Source organism: Pedobacter sp. AW31-3R (assembly GCF_052180285.1).
In the GTDB taxonomy this organism is placed as follows: Bacteria; Bacteroidota; Bacteroidia; order Sphingobacteriales; family Sphingobacteriaceae; genus Pedobacter.
Window position 1 is genome coordinate 6287355 of sequence record NZ_CP197475.1, and the last position, 18082, is coordinate 6305436.

Consider the following 18082-nt stretch of genomic DNA (forward strand, 5'->3'; position numbering starts at 1 on the left):
TTCTTATCTATATATAGCTTCATCTTTTTTCGTTAAAAAGTATACCTTAAACCCAGCTGCATTTGTGTTCTTGAGCCATAATAATCGATGCTGTATGGCGTACCCGGATCATCAAACGTATACACCGGATAACCACCAGCATTTTGCTGTGGCGGGAACAGGGTTGGCGTCAGGCCTACGCTGGAAGTGGAATTGAACGTATTCGGAGAGAAGTACTGGATCCCCCATTTTTTGCTGATCAGATTCGTCAGGTTCATCACATCAGCAGTCAGTGTGATAAAGTGTTTATTATCTTTCGTTACGAACAGATCATGGGAAAGATGAAGGTCTGCCTGCACATTCCATGGGGTACGGCCTTTATTACGTTCCGTAAAATCACCCCTCCTGCTGCTCAGGTAATCATTCCCGTCAATCAGCTTGTTGAATGCGTCTGCCTGTTGGAGGGCTGTTCCTGCAGTATTGTTCTTAAAGAAAAGGACGGCCTCATCCCGCTGCGGAATATAGGCAAGACTCACCTGTTGTGGCAATCCCTGTACACTGTTGTTCACAATTCCGTAAGTAAAAGGACTGCCTGACTGTGCACTGAAGAACAGGGAAACGTTGGTCTTTCCTGCCCTGTTCCAGCTCTTGTTGTAGCTGATACTGCTGACAATGCGGTTCCTGATATCAAAATTACTGTTGGCCAGGGAGGGATTATTCGGAACCAGCGACTGGTTCAACTGCCAGTTCGACTCCATGGAGTTACGTACGCCATTGGACAAGTCTTTGGACTGTCCGTAAGTATAAGATACTGAAGCCTGCAATACATTGGCAATAGTCTTGCTGATGCTTCCCGTTATGCTATAACGGTATCCTTTACTGGTATTGCTCAGCAAATAAGTATTAGAGAAACGCTGGTCGACCGTTCCACTATAAATAGGCTGCTGACGTAATTTATCATAGTTATAATAAGTCGGATTATCCTGTACATTCAGTTGTTGGAAAAGCACATCCTTGATATTTTTTGTATAGGTTCCTTCCAGCGTAAATTTCCATTGATCTGGAGTTGAATAATCTACTGCCAGATTTGTCCTTAACACCTGTGGCATCACAAAATCATTATCAATCAGGTCTACCTGGGTTTTGCCACTGTTTGGATTATTCATCACCGCACCATTGGCCTGGATAAAATCACCGATACCGTTCGGGCCACCTTTCAGCGGGTTTGAACCCGGTACAAAAGGTTTCTGGTCTGCCTTCTGGTCAAAACCACCAAAGCTATCCCCTGTATTGTAGAAAGCATAAGCCAGCCACGCCATAGGGATTCTTCCTGTAAACAAACCGGCACCACCTCTTACAATTACGCTTTGATCTCCCAGCCAGTCATAACGGAAACCTACCCTTGGAGAAATCTGCACCTTGTTCAGGAATTTATTATTGATCTTGTTGAGTGGAGTATACGTGTACGTCGTACCAAAATAAGGATCTGCCAATGCAGTTTGTGTTTTGTTACTCAGTACCGGCATCTGCGGCAGGTCGGTCATGTCCGCCCTTAATCCCGGGATAACCTTTAGCTTGTCAGAGATGCGGATTTCATCCTGAACATATACACTGTACATGTTCACATTAAAAACAGCACCAGGATTTTCAAGCAGATTATCCCTGTTATTGTTGCCATAACTGTAAGCTCCTCTTACACGGTAAGGTGTATTACTCAGGTAATCTTCAATGCTCAGGTAATCTACCCGGCCATTCCATGAGTTGACAAAACCATAATTGATCTTATACAGCTCATTGTGTGTACCTACAGTAAAGTTATGTTTGCCCAGGTTCCAGTTCAGGTTACCGGTCAGTTCCAGTGTACGCTGTTTCATGTTAAAAATACTGGCTTCCCTGTCTGTCCCCAGATAAATGGTTGTTCCGGGTGTACGCCCTGCAATTTGTACCTGTGGTGCGCTCGGATCTCCCAGAGGATCCCGGGAATCATTTACACGGGTATATCCTACCAGTAAATTGCCTGACAGCCTGTTATTGAACCTGCTTTTCAATTCGGCTACAGTAGCCGTCTGGTTGTTTTTTTGCAGGAAGGCCATACTGCTGAACCTGAAATCCTGCTGGTCACGGTCCATATGCGTGGCCTCAGAAATAATGGTATTGTTACGTACTGCCAGCTGATGTTTATCATTGATATTCCAGTCAATACGGTTAAAAAACTTGTGCGATTTGGCATAAGTGGTAAACTCATCCCCTGTACCGGCATCCATATGCCCTGCAGCGCTGATGGCGTTTGCATCGGCGATGCTCAGGATGCGGCTTGTTTCTGCCTGCCCTACGTTCAGCTGTGTAGGATCATTCCGATGTGTGAACTCTTCCGTACTGAAAAAGAACAATTTATTTTTAATGATAGGGAAACCCACACGGAAACCTGCCTGGTAGTCGTGGAAGTCGCTGTTCATTTTACCGAGCGTTCCTACCCTGTCTTTGCCCGTTAACGTGGCATTACGGCCAAAACCATAAACAGAGCCGGTAAGGGTATTGGTTCCGCTGCGTGTCACTGCATTCACAGATCCGCCGGTAAAATTACCGATCTTCACATCAAAAGGGGCAAGGTAAACCTGCATGTCCTCAATCGCATCCAGTGAAATCGGGTTGGTACGCGTAGAACTTCCTGCCATACCGGAGGTACCTGACTGACCACCCAGGGAAGGACTAAAACCGATGGCATCGTTGTTCACGGCACCATCAATCGTTACGTTGTTGTAGCGGAAGTTGGCACCGCCAAAACTGTTGTCCTTGCTTCCCTGTGGTACCAGACGGGTAATATCAGTAATACTTCTGGATACCGTAGCCATGTTACGTACCTGATCTGCACTGATATTTTTTCCGGCACCATAGGTATTGGCCTGTGCACCTCTTTTTGTCGCCTTAATGGCGATCTCTGCCAGTTGCTGGCTTTGATCTCCTAAAGCAAAATTGAGCTGTATGGCCGCACCTAACCTGACCGTTATCCCTTCCTTTTTATCATTTTTCATGCTGATCATTGCGGCCTCTACACTGTAAGGGCCGCCAATGCGCAGGTTTGGAAGGTAATATCTTCCGTTTTTATCGGCCGAGGTAGCATATTTTGTACCTGATGGCTGGTGGATCGCAACTACTGTAGCACCGGGCAGGGGCAGTCCGGTACTGTCATACACCGTTCCGCCCAGCGTACCGCTGGTTTCCTGCGCCATCCCTGCAAAAGGAAGCAGCAGGAAAAGGAACAGGATATTTGTTCTGAATATTTTATATAATGTCATCTGTAAAATCTTAATTATGTTTACTGTGTGATCTTCAGCACACTACCAATAGTATGCAATACCCCATTTCCAGCAAGGACGTCCCTGTTTGTTAATAATATTGCGCTTGTATTTCCTGTACCCTGTACCGAGATGCCATTATAAGTACCCGGAACAGATGGATTTGCGATGAGCTTTACTGTCACCGAGTTCCCATCTAACATGGTCTGTTTACTGAGCAAGGTTGTACCCGTACTCAGCACATAATCGTACACAAAACGGCGGTCTGCCAGGATATGGTAACGCATCAAACGACTGAGTACTGCCGGATCTGCCGCTTCTATGTCCTGCAGGGAGGAAAGTCCGTAAGCTTTCATGGCTGTATTCTCCGGCGCAAATACCGTATAGGTTTCATTTTTGCTAAGCATCTCTGTAAGTCCGGCTTTCTGCAGTGCCTGGTAAAATAAACTCAGGTTACGGTCGTTCGCGATTGCTTCCAGCACATACGCAAAAGCATAAGGCTGTAGCACACGGTCAATTACCTGGATCACCCCGTTAGAAGCAGGGATGTTTTTTGACAGGATTACTGCACCATTGATCGTAAGTACCGTATCCGGACCTTTTACCCAATGGGTGACAAACAGCTTACCGCCATTATAGGAACGGATCTCCTGGTTGAACAAAAAAGGTAAGCGTTTAAAATCGTAATTTCCATCTATAATATGGTACTGCATGAGCGCTGATATTTTTGCAGACTCAGCAGCAATAAGTGTCGCAGCATCAGGATAACCTGCCGTTACGAAAGCATCATCACTTGGCGCAATGACTGTAAAAGGCCCTGTTTCCTGCAGTTTACTGTTTAAGCCACTCCGAGTTAATCCGGTATTAAATACAGACAGGTTAAAATTATCGGCCACTACCCTGCTCAGGTTACTGGCATCAGGTTGTACGACTGTATCCTCCTCTTTCTTACAGGCTCCGGCACCTACAAGGAGAGCTAACAGCAGCAGAAAAAGGGATAAAGGCTGTTTGAATATGGTGTTATTGTTCATTTGTCTTTGATCTTGTTGAGGAAAATATCCCGGTTAAAACTTAAAATCTGCCGTGGGTATCAAGTGGTCTACCGCATGGATTGGCCCCATGATGGTATTGATATCACCATCCACAACTACCGCTGGAAGGTGTGTTGACCCTTTGGCCTTAATGGTAACCGCACCCGCTGCATTTTTACCGAATTCAAGTGGCATTACCATAGGGGGAAAACCTAACGAACTGTTACTCGTGCGCAAAACATAGTCTGACAGTACATCATTATTAAGGTCATTGCTGTAAAAAGTTGTTGGAGTGGTCCTCCCCGCACCGCCATACGGCTCCATTGGATAAATCAGATCCGACCAGCGGTGTAGGGTCAGCATATAATCAGATGCAAAGAGACCAGATACAACCCCAAGATCATAGTCTATTTGGGGTATGGGATGCAACCTGTTCATAGCCATTACAGCATCGGCATCGGCAAAACCAGCGGCATGAAAAGCCTCGTCTGTTGGGGCCAGCAAAGAACCGAAAACAATGTTTGCATAAGGCGGCCCCTGTGTGGCGTCAACAACCCATCCGCGGGTCCATGGCCGCTCTAAATATCCTTCAGCAATTTCAAAATACCAGTCTGCACACTTTTGCATGACATCCAGATATATCCCAAAACGGCCATCTTCCTGCAATGCTGCCAGGATGGTTTTTGTAGGTTTGTGCTGAACATGGTCTATCGGCCATAAGGTACCGTTAGTGGCCAGTATCGGGGCGATGTTCCCTACATTTTTTCCATTGACATACAAACCATCTGCCAGCACTTTCAGGTAATGCCTGTAAAAATATGGGTCGGATAACCCAGAACCCGGCTCCAAGGGCTGCACGCGAAGTGCAGGATTGGGCACCAGCGATTTCGTAATGGTATTGTCCAGCCTGCCATTCAACTCCCTCGGGTTGAGTCCACTTGCAATGGTATGGTACATCAGCATGCTGTCCAGCAATGCAGGAGTGGTACTATGAATCACCTCCAGTGTCAATCCATCCGCAATAAAAGCGGCATCTGTAGGTACCAGAAGCGTAAATGGTGTTCTGTCTCCATAATCTTTTAATTTAGCCTCCATTGTACTGCGTGCCCATGCCGCTTTAAACAGCGTATAGGAAGAAGCATCCAATGCCTCTTTAAGGTTCACCGTTGGCCGCTCAGAAGGAACTACTTCACCTTCCGGCACGGGCATAAATTCTTCCTTTCTGCAGGACGCCATACTGAAGATCAGCAGGCAAAATATCAGCAGGTTAAATGCCCGGTATATTGTATAAGTTTTTCTACTCTTCATCATTTCTGTTATTAATGCGCTAATTCTGTGTGATTGGTTTTCTTGCATTTGCCAGTGAGGCCATGATTCTGATACTCGAATGAACAATCCCATTATCTGTCAGATGATCCAGGGTCTCTATTGCTGTGCCTCCTGCTGCAGTACCAACCGCTGAAGAGTTAGTTGACCTTGCAGTCCTCAATCTCATTGTATATGTCATTGTAAAACGATCATTATTTTTTGAACCAATAAGATTTACAAACATGACGTCATTTTCTACTTCTTTCACATAAGTCCCCGACTTTGAAATTGAATTTAATGCAATGATATCTGAGACAAAAAAATGCTTGCCATTTAAGATATATGCGCCAAAAAGACGGGCTCCATAATATTGTTCAGGGACGAGGGCTTCAATATTTGCAGCGGTGATTCCCGCCGTTGCAAAAGCGGCATTGGTTGGTGCAATAACGGTATAAGGGCCTGCTCCGGCCAACTTATCCCATAGACCAAACTTCTTTAAACCCGTCACGAAAATGCTGTAGTCTGGGTGACTGCCCAACCAGTCCTGCACAGTTCCCGGTGTATATTTCATCACCTTATTCAGCAATTGCAGACAGCCATTGGCCAGTTGTACATCTTTGCGGGTTACCGTTGATCCATTATAAAAAAGGTCACTTTTGGAATTGCCACTGGTCGAGTTTGCAGTACTTGCCAGGGTGCAGTATACCTGCGTGCCGGCCAGTGTCCTGTAACGGACATCCACTCCATTCACAGGAATATCTTTCTCCAATATCCGCTGGTCCAGTACATGGCGCTGAACCAGGAGTTTCAAACTATCCGGATTCATTTTATCGAAATCTGATGGCCTTAAAATACCAATTGCATTAAATGCGGCATCTGATGGTGCCAGCAGGGTAAAGGGACCTTTACCATTGAGTTCTTCTGTCATTCCTGCCTTCTCAATGGCTGCAGAAAACAGGGTCAGCTGGTAATTGTTCTTCACAAAATCTGCCGCCGCCCGGATATTCTCATTTTCTTTGACAATTTCCAAGTTATCGTGCTTACAGGAATTTAAAACCAGTAAAAGCAAAACCGGTAAATAGAAGGATAAATGTTTTAATGATCTGATCGCTTTCATCGTATAATATCTTCTTGTTATCATTTATAAATTGGTGGTGCATACTTTCTCTGAACGGTAGTGAGGTAAACATTTCCGTTTACAAACTCAATGGTATTTACCGTAGCAAAAGAACGCGGATTATAATTACCTGAATGGATGTTTACAATCATGTTAGGCAGTGTAACATTATTGGACTCATTAGGAATAGCAGGGGCAACAGTGCCATTGGAGAAGAAGGAAACAGGAGCCCAGTTGTTATCCGTGTTCAGGTCAGTAAGCCCATAAGGTTTATTGGCCGGATCCATGCCCGGTGCCATCACATCCAGTCGCTGCCATACATCGGTATAGATACCATCTGACAACGGATCTGCGAACAATGGAAAACTATAATAAGGACTTGGGGCAAGTTCGCCGGTGGTGCGTCTCACCTCACCAAGATAATTACCTGTGAAATTGGCTACAGGTGATTTTGCATCATTTTTCCTGTACAGGGTATAAAAAACATTCACCTTATCCCGGATACCATTCCCCATTGCGCCTTTCGCAAAATTATTCCCACCCTTTTCTACATTATCAGCTTCCCAGAAACCTTTGGCGCTCAGGTTATAGAAATTCACGTACACCAGGGAGTCTGACAAGGGAAGTTTGTGAAAATTCTCCTGTCTCAGGAAGACACCATTTTTCTTAGTCACATAATCTTTCTGCAATACATGCAGGGTATACACTTCCTGTGCATCCAGCACCATGGTGGTATCAATCAAGACTTTCGTTTTGAGCCTGGATTCAAGACTGAAAAACGGAATGGTATTTTTAGGCCTGAACATAAAAACAATGCGGTGGCTTCCCGACGGAATCTGTGCCCAGCTGCTCAAGTCGAATCCGTTTAATACCGGTCCGATCAGCACATCTTCCTTACCCGGATATTCCGGATTATTGACCGACGTACTATTTCCGATATGGGATGGGTACGGCGGGGCATATGGAGCACGCTGATCAAGGAAATCGCCAAGGATGGCGGTGGAGACAGGCATCCCGTCCTGATCCATTACCGGATCAATCAGCATGGCAAGAAAAGGAACTTCCTGGTCTTTAGTATCCAGTGACTGCACATAGTTAAGGTCATTAAAAACCCTTAAATAAGCAGGGCTATCCACTTTACGGTATTCAACTTTACTACAACCTGTCAGGAAAACCAGGGCAATCATGCAAAATACAAGCTGTTGTATTCTTAATAATGACATAATCAATTTTATTTATTGTGTTTCAGAATAATCATTTTTGCCTTTTGTGCGGCAGCTGCGGTTGCCTTGGTGCTACCAATCAGCGCTACGGTATAAATACCTGGCTCATGGTTTGGTAAACCCGTCCTCACATACAATTCAGGTCTGGCAATGAGGTCCTGTCCGGTAAGTACCGGAATATCTTTTGCCCAGGTACCAGGAATAATTGCGGGCGTAGAACGGAAAGCCATAAACTCATAGGCACCACTCTCCGAACGTAAGCTTAAATATGGGGCTTCCGTAGGTGGAACACCCGGCATCAGGTTATTGACCGCATTTGCATCTACAGGGAATAAACCAGCGAAAGCCTGTCCGTCATTTCCGGTAAAGGTGAGATAGGGCACATCTGCACAGAAGTTCAGGAAACGGACCTGGAAAGGAAAAGCCTGGCTCTGGTAGCCATATAGATTACCCATCTCCGCACCGTAGTAATAGGTACCACTCAGGTCGTTTACCACAGCTTTGACTGCGGCATTGCCATTTGCATCCGGATAGACCCATAAACTGAAGTTTTTATTCGCTTCCAGTTTTAAAGAGGTTTCTGCCAGCCTGGTACCTGATGCATTCTGTACTTCAATTTTATAGTCGCCCAAAATAAAAGCCTGGTAATCGGTATGTGCTGCATAAGCCATTGCTGTTCCCAATGCCTGGCCATTGACCATAATCTTAACGCCATCCATACCTGGCATTGCATTTACACCCTGCATACGGCTATACGTTAAATTTTTAGGCTCAGCGATATCATTGATCACCTGGAACACATTCTGGTAGGCAGTAATGGTCTCACCGGTAGAGGATCCCGGATAGGGAATTTTCAGCTCCTTTGCGCCGATCACTATCGTATAGATGCCACCCGGGAAATAAGTCTTTACCGGAGCATAAGTCAGGTTTGGCGAATTAACCAGTGTAGAGTTAAGCGCATTGATCACCTCTGCACTGCTGCCTGGAACCTGATAACCTTGTTCAGTGAGGACTTTAAATTGCGCAGCACCATAAGGCAATTCAATATAGTCTGAATATTGACCCGGCTGAATGTTGTTCGTAGTTGAACTGACCAGGGTACCATCTGCCCAGGCCAGGCTCAAGGGGCCTCTCAGATCTTCCACGTTATCTGATGAATTCACGATTGCTGAAAGATTAAGGATCCTGATTTTAAATTTAGCAGGATCTGCCGGCGCCGCAATAGCACGTGGTACCTGCATATATTCTGGCTGGCCTTCCAGGAGCTTAGAAAGCAGGTAATAATCTACCGGGGTCTGCTCGTCTTTTACTAAAAATTCTGTGTGGGGACCTTTACCGGTATAGTTAACGGCTTCCGACAGCAGGTTCAACGTACCGTTCACAAACAGGTCCTGCTGGATTGTCCAGGTATTACCCAGCCTGCCATTGGTGAGAAAGTAAGGTGTAGCCGGATAATTTACACTCAGACTGCCATTCGGATCCCTGACTACATAATTGGTAAGCGTATCTCCATTTACCTGCACCTGATTGTAACCGGCCAGGTTAACAATTCTGACTGTAGAACCTTTACGCATATCGGTAACTGCCCTGTTGTCGTAATCCATATTCAGCTTGTCTTTTTTGCAGGCACTGAAAGCCAGTATAAAAAGGAGACATAAGGCTGAAGGATGTTTGATATATTTATTTAATACTTTCATAATTAATACAGGTTATAAGTGAATCCCATCATGATTTCTGCTCCGCGCTTATAACTACGGTTAATGTATTCATTGCCATACCAGCTACCGCCTGTGCCAGGATTGGCATAAACCGTTTTAATAGCCGGGTTAAGTATATTTTTTGCGTAGCCTTTAAAAGTGACCCTTTTAACGATACGCTGACTGAATACAAAATCGAGCACAGGCACGGGACGGGTATATAAATCCGGTTCACCAGTCAGGTTGATCTGGATCAGGCGCTCCCCAACCATGTTAAAGGTTCCGGTCAGACTTGTTCCTGAGCGCTTGTTGTCATAATTCAGCCATCCGTTGATCGAGTAAGGTGCCTGTTCAAACAGCGGACTGTTCACAGGGGCATGACGGTCCAGAGAGCGGTTTGCCTTTAAACGTTCAGGAGATTTTTTAATCTCACTTTGTGCCAGTAAAAGGTTTGAGCCGACAAAGAAATTGCGGAGCGGATCCCAGATACGGCCAAGATCTTTTACGATTTCTACTTCTACTCCCCATACTTTACCGATGTTCGGATCATTCTCAAACCTGATCGTCGGGTATTCCGGATAGGTGGAGGCAAGACCGCTGGTCTGCAGGTTGAATACTTTGTACAACTGATTTTTAATCCGTTTACCAAACAGGGAAACAGCGATAACCTCGCCCGGATTAGGGAACCATTCCCAACGGAAGTCCAGATTTTGTGTACTCTGGTTAATCAGGTTAGGGTTACCGACTACGAGCCCCATCTGGAACGCATCAAATTCAAATACGTTGGTAATCTCCCTTAATTCGGGCCTGGCAAGGGTCGTATTATACCCTGCACGGAAATTCATGTTTTCCTTGTAATTGTAGGTTGCATTTAAGGAATAGTAAGGTTTATACCCTACTTTATAAACCGAGTTCGGAGTAGTCAATGACAGCGGGATCTGTGTGCCACCACCACCTGAAGTGGTGAGTGAAGGATCAAGAAAGACACCCGAGGTATCTACGGCCGACTGGATATTGGTCGACTCGAAACGAAGTCCGCCGGTAACCCTCAGGTCTTCCGTAAGCTTGAGGTCCATCATTGCATACCCGGCTTTCGTTTCAAAGAAACCAGTATAGTTGTTAGGTGATTTCTGACTGTTGTAGATGAAGCCACCCAGTGCTCCCACCCCTTCACCATCGGTAGTTGGGGGACGGATACCGATGATTTCATTGCTCACCAGACGGTTCAGATTTCCTTCTACTGTATATAAAGGCATCACCGTAAGCGGAGCGAAATTAGAGCCCGGCAGGAAAAGCACGTTCTCTGTGAACTCACGGTCGCGGTTCAGGTAATTTACCCCAGTTTTAAACTCCTGTTTCTTCCCAAAAAGTTTGAAAGGTAAGGTTACATCTGCCTTGTAATTGTAATTTTTTTCATCCAGGTTCCTGAAACGACGGCCATTGGGCTCTGCCTGGATAATACCATAAGGCCCAAATCCGTTGACATAACCAGAGGATAGTGCATACAAATGCTTGGTATAAGCACCAGGTGTAGTGGTTCCGTTGGAATTAGGGATTTCTATATATGCACCCCCATTTGGCGTATAATCAATCAGGTTGGCATAGCGGTAATCCGGATCATTCTGCCCGGCTCTTGAGCTGGCCACATTATAGCTTAACCTTGGGGAATATTCCCCTTTCAGGAATTTATGTTCTCCCTGTAAATTGAAGGTATTGAGCTTACGGTACGATTGTCTTAAGGAATAAATTGTACTGTTGACGTCACCCGGTAAGTCTGTATATTCATAACTTCCGCGCATATTGCTGGCCTGTGTTTCGCCACCCCAGCTACCCAGGTACTGCATACTGATTTCATGCTGCGGATTAAAGCGGTACGTTAATCCCAGGAGCGTTCCATAATTCAGGGTTTCAGTACCTGTGTTTTCTTTATAAGTCTGGTATTTACCCATAAACAGACTGTTCGGGGTAATGTAATTTGGGATGTTACGCGGACTTTTGATCTGCGGATTCCCGGTGACCACACCCTGGTAAATACTGTATTGCAGGATATCACCGCCGGACACATCAGTAGTCCTGCGGTAATAGTTTGCCCCTGCAATCACACCTAATTTATGTTTTTTGAATACGGTATAGCTATTGCCAAAACTTAGAGAATAAAGCTGGTTTAGCGGAGTTTGTTTATAACCCGTGGTCAGTACCGGATCAAAGCGCTGCATAATTCCATTGATGCGGTTGACCTCTGCTTTTATAGCGGGGTTATAATCGCTGTTGGCAATCATTTTTTGTATTTGCGTAGCCCCTCCCTTGTATTGTTGTGCAAGGTTCAGGAAGTCTGCCGACAGGTTCTTTTTATTGATATTTTTCCCTAAGAAACCCATGTCACTATTGTAGAAACTGTTGTGCTGCCCGCCAATTCCGATATTGGAATTAAAACCAGACTGCATGACAAAGTCGACCACCATACTGTCCGGTACCGATTTGGTTTTCAATTCCACAATACCTGCTGCTGCATCTGCAGGTTTATCCGGAGTTACCGTTTTATAAATCGTCACATTATCCAGCAGGGAAGCAGGAACAAGGTCCAGAGGAATAGAACTGCGGTCAGGATCAGAGGAAGCCAGACGTATACCGTTCAGCTGTCCCACCACACTCCTGTCGCCCAAACCACGGATGGCGACATACTTATCGTCAGTGACCGTTACGCCGGATACACGCTGTAAGGCCTGGGTAGTAGTAATACTACCAGTACGTTCAATCTGCAGGGCAGAAATCGCATCCTGTACAATGGCCGATTTTTTACGTTCATCCAGTACCGCAACTTCCGTATTGGTCCTGCGGCGTGCCTGTACGGTCACCTCCGTCAGCGCAGTGCTGGAAGGCGCCAGTGACACCGTGATATTCACACTGTTTTTATCTGCCGCAACTTCCCTGGTATTGTAGCCCATATAGCTGAATACCAGCGTAATCTTTGGCTCTGAAGTGCTGAGGCTGAAATTACCGTTAATGTCTGTCGTTGTACCACCCTGTGCGCCTTTAATCCTGACAGAAACACCAGGCAAGGTTTCCTTCGTGCTGGCATCCACCACCTTACCGGTAATGCGCTGCTGCGCGGGAATTGCTTCAATAAGGACATAATTGTTCAGCAGGGAATATTTTAACCCACTGTTTGACAGAATTTTATTGATGGCCTCAGCAACAGTAATGCTTTTGGCATCCAGTGTCACTTTTTTCGGGGCTTTATCCAATACCTTCTGCGGAAGCATAAAGCGTATGTTGCTTTTTCCTTCAATGAGGAGGAGACTTTCCTTAATTCCTGTGCCTTTCAGTTTAAGATCCAGTTTCTGGTTCAAATCCTGACCTGTTACCGGATGGGCATATAAGACCCCGATTAAAGTAGAATAAACAAGAGACAGGATAAATGAACACTTCATCAGCAAATAAATTATTCTAAAAATTCTGGAATCCTTAAATTCCGTAAAAAGTGAAGGATTAGCTATTGATCCTTTTTGCATATATTTGAATGTTTTACTGTTTATTTTGCCAGCAGGCAAATAATAGGTTTAATGAGCCGGATTTTCCGGCTATTCCTTTCATGGAGGCCCTGTGTCGTCGAAAACTGGGGGCCTTTTGAAATACGATAAGCGTTCCCTGCGGGTCTTAACATCCGCGGGAGCGTTTTTTGAGTAACTGCTCTATGCCATAACCAACCTTTCTGTTTTTATTATTTAATCGTGATATTCTTTCCGTTTTTATGGAAACTGAAATGCGTTCCCTTGCTCAGCAGCTGCAGGGTTTCCTGCAAGGGCACATTCAGCTGTAGGCTTATAGTCACCACTTCCCTGGCTTTTTCAGCATTGCTGAACCTGATACTGACATCATATGCACGCTCCAGCTCTCTGGCAATTTCCTGGAGGGTATTATCCCTGAAGACCATTTTTGAAGCTTTCCAGCCCAGGACTTCCGATACCGGCAGCTGCGCTAAAACAGGTTCACTGTCGGCCGTAGGTAACCTCACCAGCTGACCCGGTGTTAATATGGCCAGATGACGGACAATGGAATGGTCTGTACGGTCTACACGTACTTTACCTGTAGCGACTTTCACTTCGAACATTTGTCCTTCAAAGGCATTCACCTTAAATGAAGTCCCCAATACGGTAGTCCTGAGTTTGCCCGACTGGATACGGAATGGTTTTGCTGGATTATGGGCCACTTCAAAGAAGGCCTCCCCTGTTAAGGAAATCTGGCGGCTTGTCCCTTTAAAAGTTTCCGGGTATTTCAGGATACTTTCCGGTCCCAGATAAATCACCGTACCGTCGGATAGGGTCAGCGTAGCACGCTCTCCTGTTTTCGTACGAAATTCTTTAAGTATGGCCGATGCGGTTTCCTGTGTGGCCAAAGGGGTTTTGCTGCGGAACTGTTGTACGGCATAAAAACCTGCACCCGACAGGAGCACCAGCCAGACAGCCGCATACTTCAGGATAAAAGTGTACAGCCCTTTTGCGGGCTGCAAGGGTATTGATCCTTCCTCCTGTTCTCCTGTTTCAATTACCCTACTCCGGTCATTTTTTCTTTGTTCAAACCTGGTCTCCCAATCCATCATCTGCTGGTCGGCATTTACCGGTTGTTCCAGTAAGGCGTCCCATTCTTCGCTGGATTCTTCCAGGATCAGTTCGTCCAGTACTTCCTGTGAACCCGGCGTTAACAGAAACTGCCGGACCAGTGCCAGCTCCGCAGCGTTACATTGGCCCTGAATATATTTTTTTAGTATTTCTTTATCTATTGATTGGTGCATATGCGATATCCTTCAATAGGTATAGCGCAAAAAAAGGAAGGTAGGGTGATTGGAAACAAAAAAAATTAATCCTGCAATTGGGAAAGCAGTTCTTTAAGCTCTTTATTGCTTATATTCTCCTGCTGTGATTTATCATAAATAGTCAACAGATATACGATTTCATCCGATATGATGATATGGGTAATCACCTTGCTCCAGTTATTTCCAAGTGAAGTACCTTGTTCAGGGTTTTGCACCAGATTTTCAATTAGTCTGGCGAATTCATCTTTTAGTGAAGTGTATTTTTTTACGAGTTTTTTAATCTCACGTTTAAACCTTGGGGTAGCGATTATCTCAAAGCTCATTTAGCAATGCTTTAGCTGGGATACCCTCTAATTTTCCTTGCTTTATTAATTTCAGCTCATGTATGGCCTCTTGAATTCCATCAAACACCTCTGCCTTATAAGCAGATAAAGGTTTCGCCTCCTTAATATCTTTGAAATTCTTAAGTACTTCCATTATAAAAGCGGCTTTATCGTCGCGTATATCTAAGATTATTTTCATGATACATCCCTTGTATTACAAATTTACTAAACTTATCTCACAAAATCAGAAATTGTGAGCTGTACAATTGACGGATTAAAAGGAGAAATATTGTGTCTATACTGTAGTATCCAGGTTCTCCCGTAAATGACTCAGGGAAAAGCTCATATGGCTTTTTACAGTATTTTTAGACAGGTTAAGCTTCCGGGCAATTTCAGGATAGGTCATCTCCTCTTCCCTGCTCATCTGGTAAACCGTTCTGCGCTGCGGACTCAGCTCTTCAAGCTTCTGCAGGAAGGACGCATTCAGTTCTTTAGACCGGTAGTCATGGTCAGCAGACCTGGAATCGCTCAGCGTTTCTTCATGTAACAGGTCAATGGTTTCCGTCTGCAGGGTCTTTTTCCGGAAGAAACTGATGATACTGTTTCTCATGGCCTTGTAGATATAGGCGCTAAAATTACCCTCAGGACAAATGTCAGTTTTTCTCTTCTCCCAAACCCACATCAATAGATCCATGACAAGTTCTTCCGCGGTTTCGGGATGATTTACATACTTCAGGCTGAGCTGGTATAAGGGCCTGAAATAGCGGCGAAATAAGATATCAAAAGCCTTATCATTACCTGTACGGCAGTATTCCAATAGCTGCTGGTCTGATAATTCTTTTACTATTTTCATAATCATCCTGAAATTATTCAGACAAACCTAGCAGGATAAGATAAGCTTAAGGTTAACGATAGATTATCTGATTATTAATACTAAAACACACCACAATGAACAACGCAAACATAATCAACTACTTAACCCTTCATATTGAATTATTATCGTGTAATCACCATCAGAGCAATGTAATAAAAAACCGGGCAGGCAATTCTGCCTGACCCGGTTTATCGGAAAAATGAGCGTTAATCCTGGTATGAAATGAGTTTACAACTTATTTTAAAAGTACTTTTCTTACGGCTTTATTTGTCGCGTCAAGGATATAGATATTTCCGTCCTTATCGACAGCAGTATCACTCATCGCGCCAATTTTGGCACTGCTGAATGCACCATCCACAAAACCATTGCTGAGTTTAAATATCGTTGTCACACGTCTGGTTGCGATATCAATTTCCCTGATGGCATAATTATTCGCATCACCCGCAATCATTTTACCGTTGCCAATGAAGGTCAGTCCACCCAGAAGATTACTGAATCTCGCCGTTATCCCTGTTCCATCTGCATACCCTGGCTCAGAAGAACCCGCCCACAGTAAATCATTTGGATTCACAGCATTTGGTGTCGAGATCCCATTGTTACTCGTACCGCTTCCATCAACATAGAAAAGTTTACCTGTAGCGTCTACTGCAGGACGCACATAAGACCACTGCGGGCCAGCTACCCTTGAAAGGACACTGGCAGTATTGATCCTGTTCATCCCTGAGCCAAAACCAACTACATTGACATACATATTTCCATCATTGTCAAAAGTCATCAGTCCCGGTGCAAAGCCTGAAGCAAACACCGTATTTTGTCCTGACGGAGTGATTTTTCTAATTTCCCTGCTGCCCTGATCGGATACGTAGATATTGTTTTGTTTATCGGCAACCACCCCCATCGGCATGTTGAATACGATATCAGCGCCGTTTGATTTCAGGGTACTCAGCACTCCTTCCGGAGTGATTTTCTTAACGACCTTCTGCTGTCCGTCGACTACGTACACATTGCCGTTATGATCTACGGTCAGGGCAGTTAAAGAACCTCCAAAAACAGTACTGTTTGGCCCTCCGGCAAGGGTAATGATTCCTGCCCTTCTGAAGTCCTGAGGAGCCAAAGCTTCCTGGCTACCTACTACAACCTTCAGCTCACCGGTACTTAAACCCACAGGTGCATCAAGCACCAGCTTGTTTTCCGTCGCAGTTTGAACTGTTGCCGGCAAGCCATTAAAATAGACCTTGTTATTTGCAGGCGTAGTACTGAAACCAGATCCTGTGATCGTAACCGTAGTCCCAGCCAGACCATTGTCCGGACTGACAGCAAGAATACTCAGCGACTGGTCCTTAAATACCGGGCCATTGGTCGACTGGTCATTCACCACGACCTTAACAATCCCGCTCCCGGTGCCACCTGGCACGACCAGCTTTAACTCATTTGCGGTAACCGACTGTATGGCAACCTCAACACCATTGATGAAAACTTTGTTCTCATCCATGATCGCGCTAAATAAAGATCCGGAGATCGTCATTTGAGTCCCCTGCGGTCCGCTCAGCGGTGTGACTACATGAAGGACAGGTGCGGCCACGACCGTAAACACCGGGCCTGAAAGTTTCTGCTGATTAATGGTCACCGATAAAAGGCCTGTACTTACCTGGTCTGGCGCAACCACCAACAGGTAATCTGCGGCAGCTTCCTGTACAACCGCCGTTTTACCATTAAACTGAACCGTATTGCCTGCTGCCAGCTCTTCAAATCCGGATCCATTGATCCTTACCACAGTACCTTTACCCCCGGTAAGTGGTTTAATACTGGTGATGGACTGGTATTTGAAACTTTGTCCGGATGCCTCCTGCCCATCTACCTTTACCGTTACGGGTCCCGCTCCGGCATCTGCAGGAACTTCTGCAATCAGCAGTGTTTCACTCACCGAAATCACCAGGGCGGCTTTTCCGTTGATAAAAACCTCGGCAGGTTTAACCAGACTGCCGAAACCGGCACCTGAAATCTGTATGTGCGTTCCCGCTCCCCCATTTGAAGGACTGATACTGGCCACGCTCAGCTCCTGATAGGTATATGGGCCTACTTTCATCTCTTCACCATTCACTTTGAGCAGAAGATCTCCTGTCTTGCCATTTAGGGGTGCCCTGAGGACAATCTCCTCCGGCGTGACACTCACGACATCTGCCCCGGTGCCGGCAAAAGTAGCCGACACCTTTTCCGGCTCATCTCCAAATCCGGTTCCCTGGATGGTTACCAATGTTCCCTGATTACCACTGTTCGGAAAATAATCCTTTACTGCAAGCGGTAATTTAATGACTTCAGTATCGTCCTTTTTACAGGCACTGAACATCAGGATGAACAGGCCAAGCATGGCCGTAAGTACCACCCTTACCTTAAATTTTCTCTGATATTTCATATCACACG

Annotated in this window: 12 protein-coding genes; all 12 read right to left on the reverse strand. The window is 45.3% G+C overall.

The window, feature by feature from the left end:
* Positions 1 to 32 precede the first annotated feature (32 nt).
* The 12 genes from ACSBL2_RS25690 to ACSBL2_RS25745 all read right to left on the reverse strand — a co-directional run bounded on the left by ACSBL2_RS25690 (position 33) and on the right by ACSBL2_RS25745 (position 18074).
* Positions 33 to 3275 (reverse strand): TonB-dependent receptor, encoded by a 3243-nt coding sequence (locus tag ACSBL2_RS25690; RefSeq protein WP_442589419.1) that lies wholly within the window; start codon positions 3273 to 3275, stop codon positions 33 to 35.
* Positions 3276 to 3295: 20 nt separating this feature from the next.
* Complete coding sequence (locus ACSBL2_RS25695; protein WP_442589420.1) at positions 3296 to 4306, reverse strand: fasciclin domain-containing protein; 1011 nt, start codon at positions 4304 to 4306, stop codon at positions 3296 to 3298.
* 33 nt (positions 4307 to 4339) lie between these two features.
* A complete protein-coding gene (locus ACSBL2_RS25700) occupies positions 4340 to 5617 on the reverse strand; it encodes a fasciclin domain-containing protein (protein ID WP_442589421.1) in 1278 nt (425 codons plus the stop codon).
* A gap of 16 nt (positions 5618 to 5633) precedes the next feature.
* Positions 5634 to 6755: a fasciclin domain-containing protein gene (locus ACSBL2_RS25705; protein WP_442589422.1), complete on the reverse strand. Its 1122-nt coding sequence runs from the start codon at positions 6753 to 6755 to the stop codon at positions 5634 to 5636.
* On the reverse strand, positions 6752 to 7954 hold the full coding sequence (locus ACSBL2_RS25710; RefSeq protein ID WP_442589423.1) for a hypothetical protein: 1203 nt from the start codon (positions 7952 to 7954) through the stop codon (positions 6752 to 6754). Before ACSBL2_RS25710 ends, ACSBL2_RS25705 begins: the two co-directional genes overlap by 4 nt.
* An 8-nt stretch (positions 7955 to 7962) precedes the next feature.
* Positions 7963 to 9651, reverse strand: coding sequence for a DUF4397 domain-containing protein (locus ACSBL2_RS25715; RefSeq protein WP_442589424.1), 1689 nt, complete (start codon positions 9649 to 9651; stop codon positions 7963 to 7965).
* Positions 9652 to 9653: 2 nt separating this feature from the next.
* The gene (locus ACSBL2_RS25720; protein ID WP_442589425.1) at positions 9654 to 13082 is read right to left on the reverse strand and encodes a carboxypeptidase-like regulatory domain-containing protein; all 3429 of its coding nucleotides are present in this window, start codon (positions 13080 to 13082) and stop codon (positions 9654 to 9656) included.
* A 290-nt stretch (positions 13083 to 13372) separates the two neighbouring features.
* Entirely contained in the window at positions 13373 to 14443 is a 1071-nt protein-coding gene (locus ACSBL2_RS25725) for a FecR family protein (protein WP_442589426.1), read from the reverse strand.
* Positions 14444 to 14508: 65 nt separating this feature from the next.
* Positions 14509 to 14787: a hypothetical protein gene (locus ACSBL2_RS25730; protein ID WP_442589427.1), complete on the reverse strand. Its 279-nt coding sequence runs from the start codon at positions 14785 to 14787 to the stop codon at positions 14509 to 14511.
* Complete coding sequence (locus ACSBL2_RS25735; protein ID WP_442589428.1) at positions 14777 to 14986, reverse strand: hypothetical protein; 210 nt, start codon at positions 14984 to 14986, stop codon at positions 14777 to 14779. The genes ACSBL2_RS25730 and ACSBL2_RS25735 overlap by 11 nt, the downstream gene beginning before the upstream one ends.
* A 96-nt stretch (positions 14987 to 15082) precedes the next feature.
* Entirely contained in the window at positions 15083 to 15640 is a 558-nt protein-coding gene (locus ACSBL2_RS25740; RefSeq protein WP_442589429.1) for an RNA polymerase sigma factor, read from the reverse strand.
* Positions 15641 to 15896: 256 nt separating this feature from the next.
* Positions 15897 to 18074, reverse strand: a complete 2178-nt coding sequence (locus ACSBL2_RS25745; RefSeq protein WP_442589430.1) for an IPT/TIG domain-containing protein — start codon at positions 18072 to 18074, stop codon at positions 15897 to 15899.
* Positions 18075 to 18082: the final 8 nt, after the last annotated feature.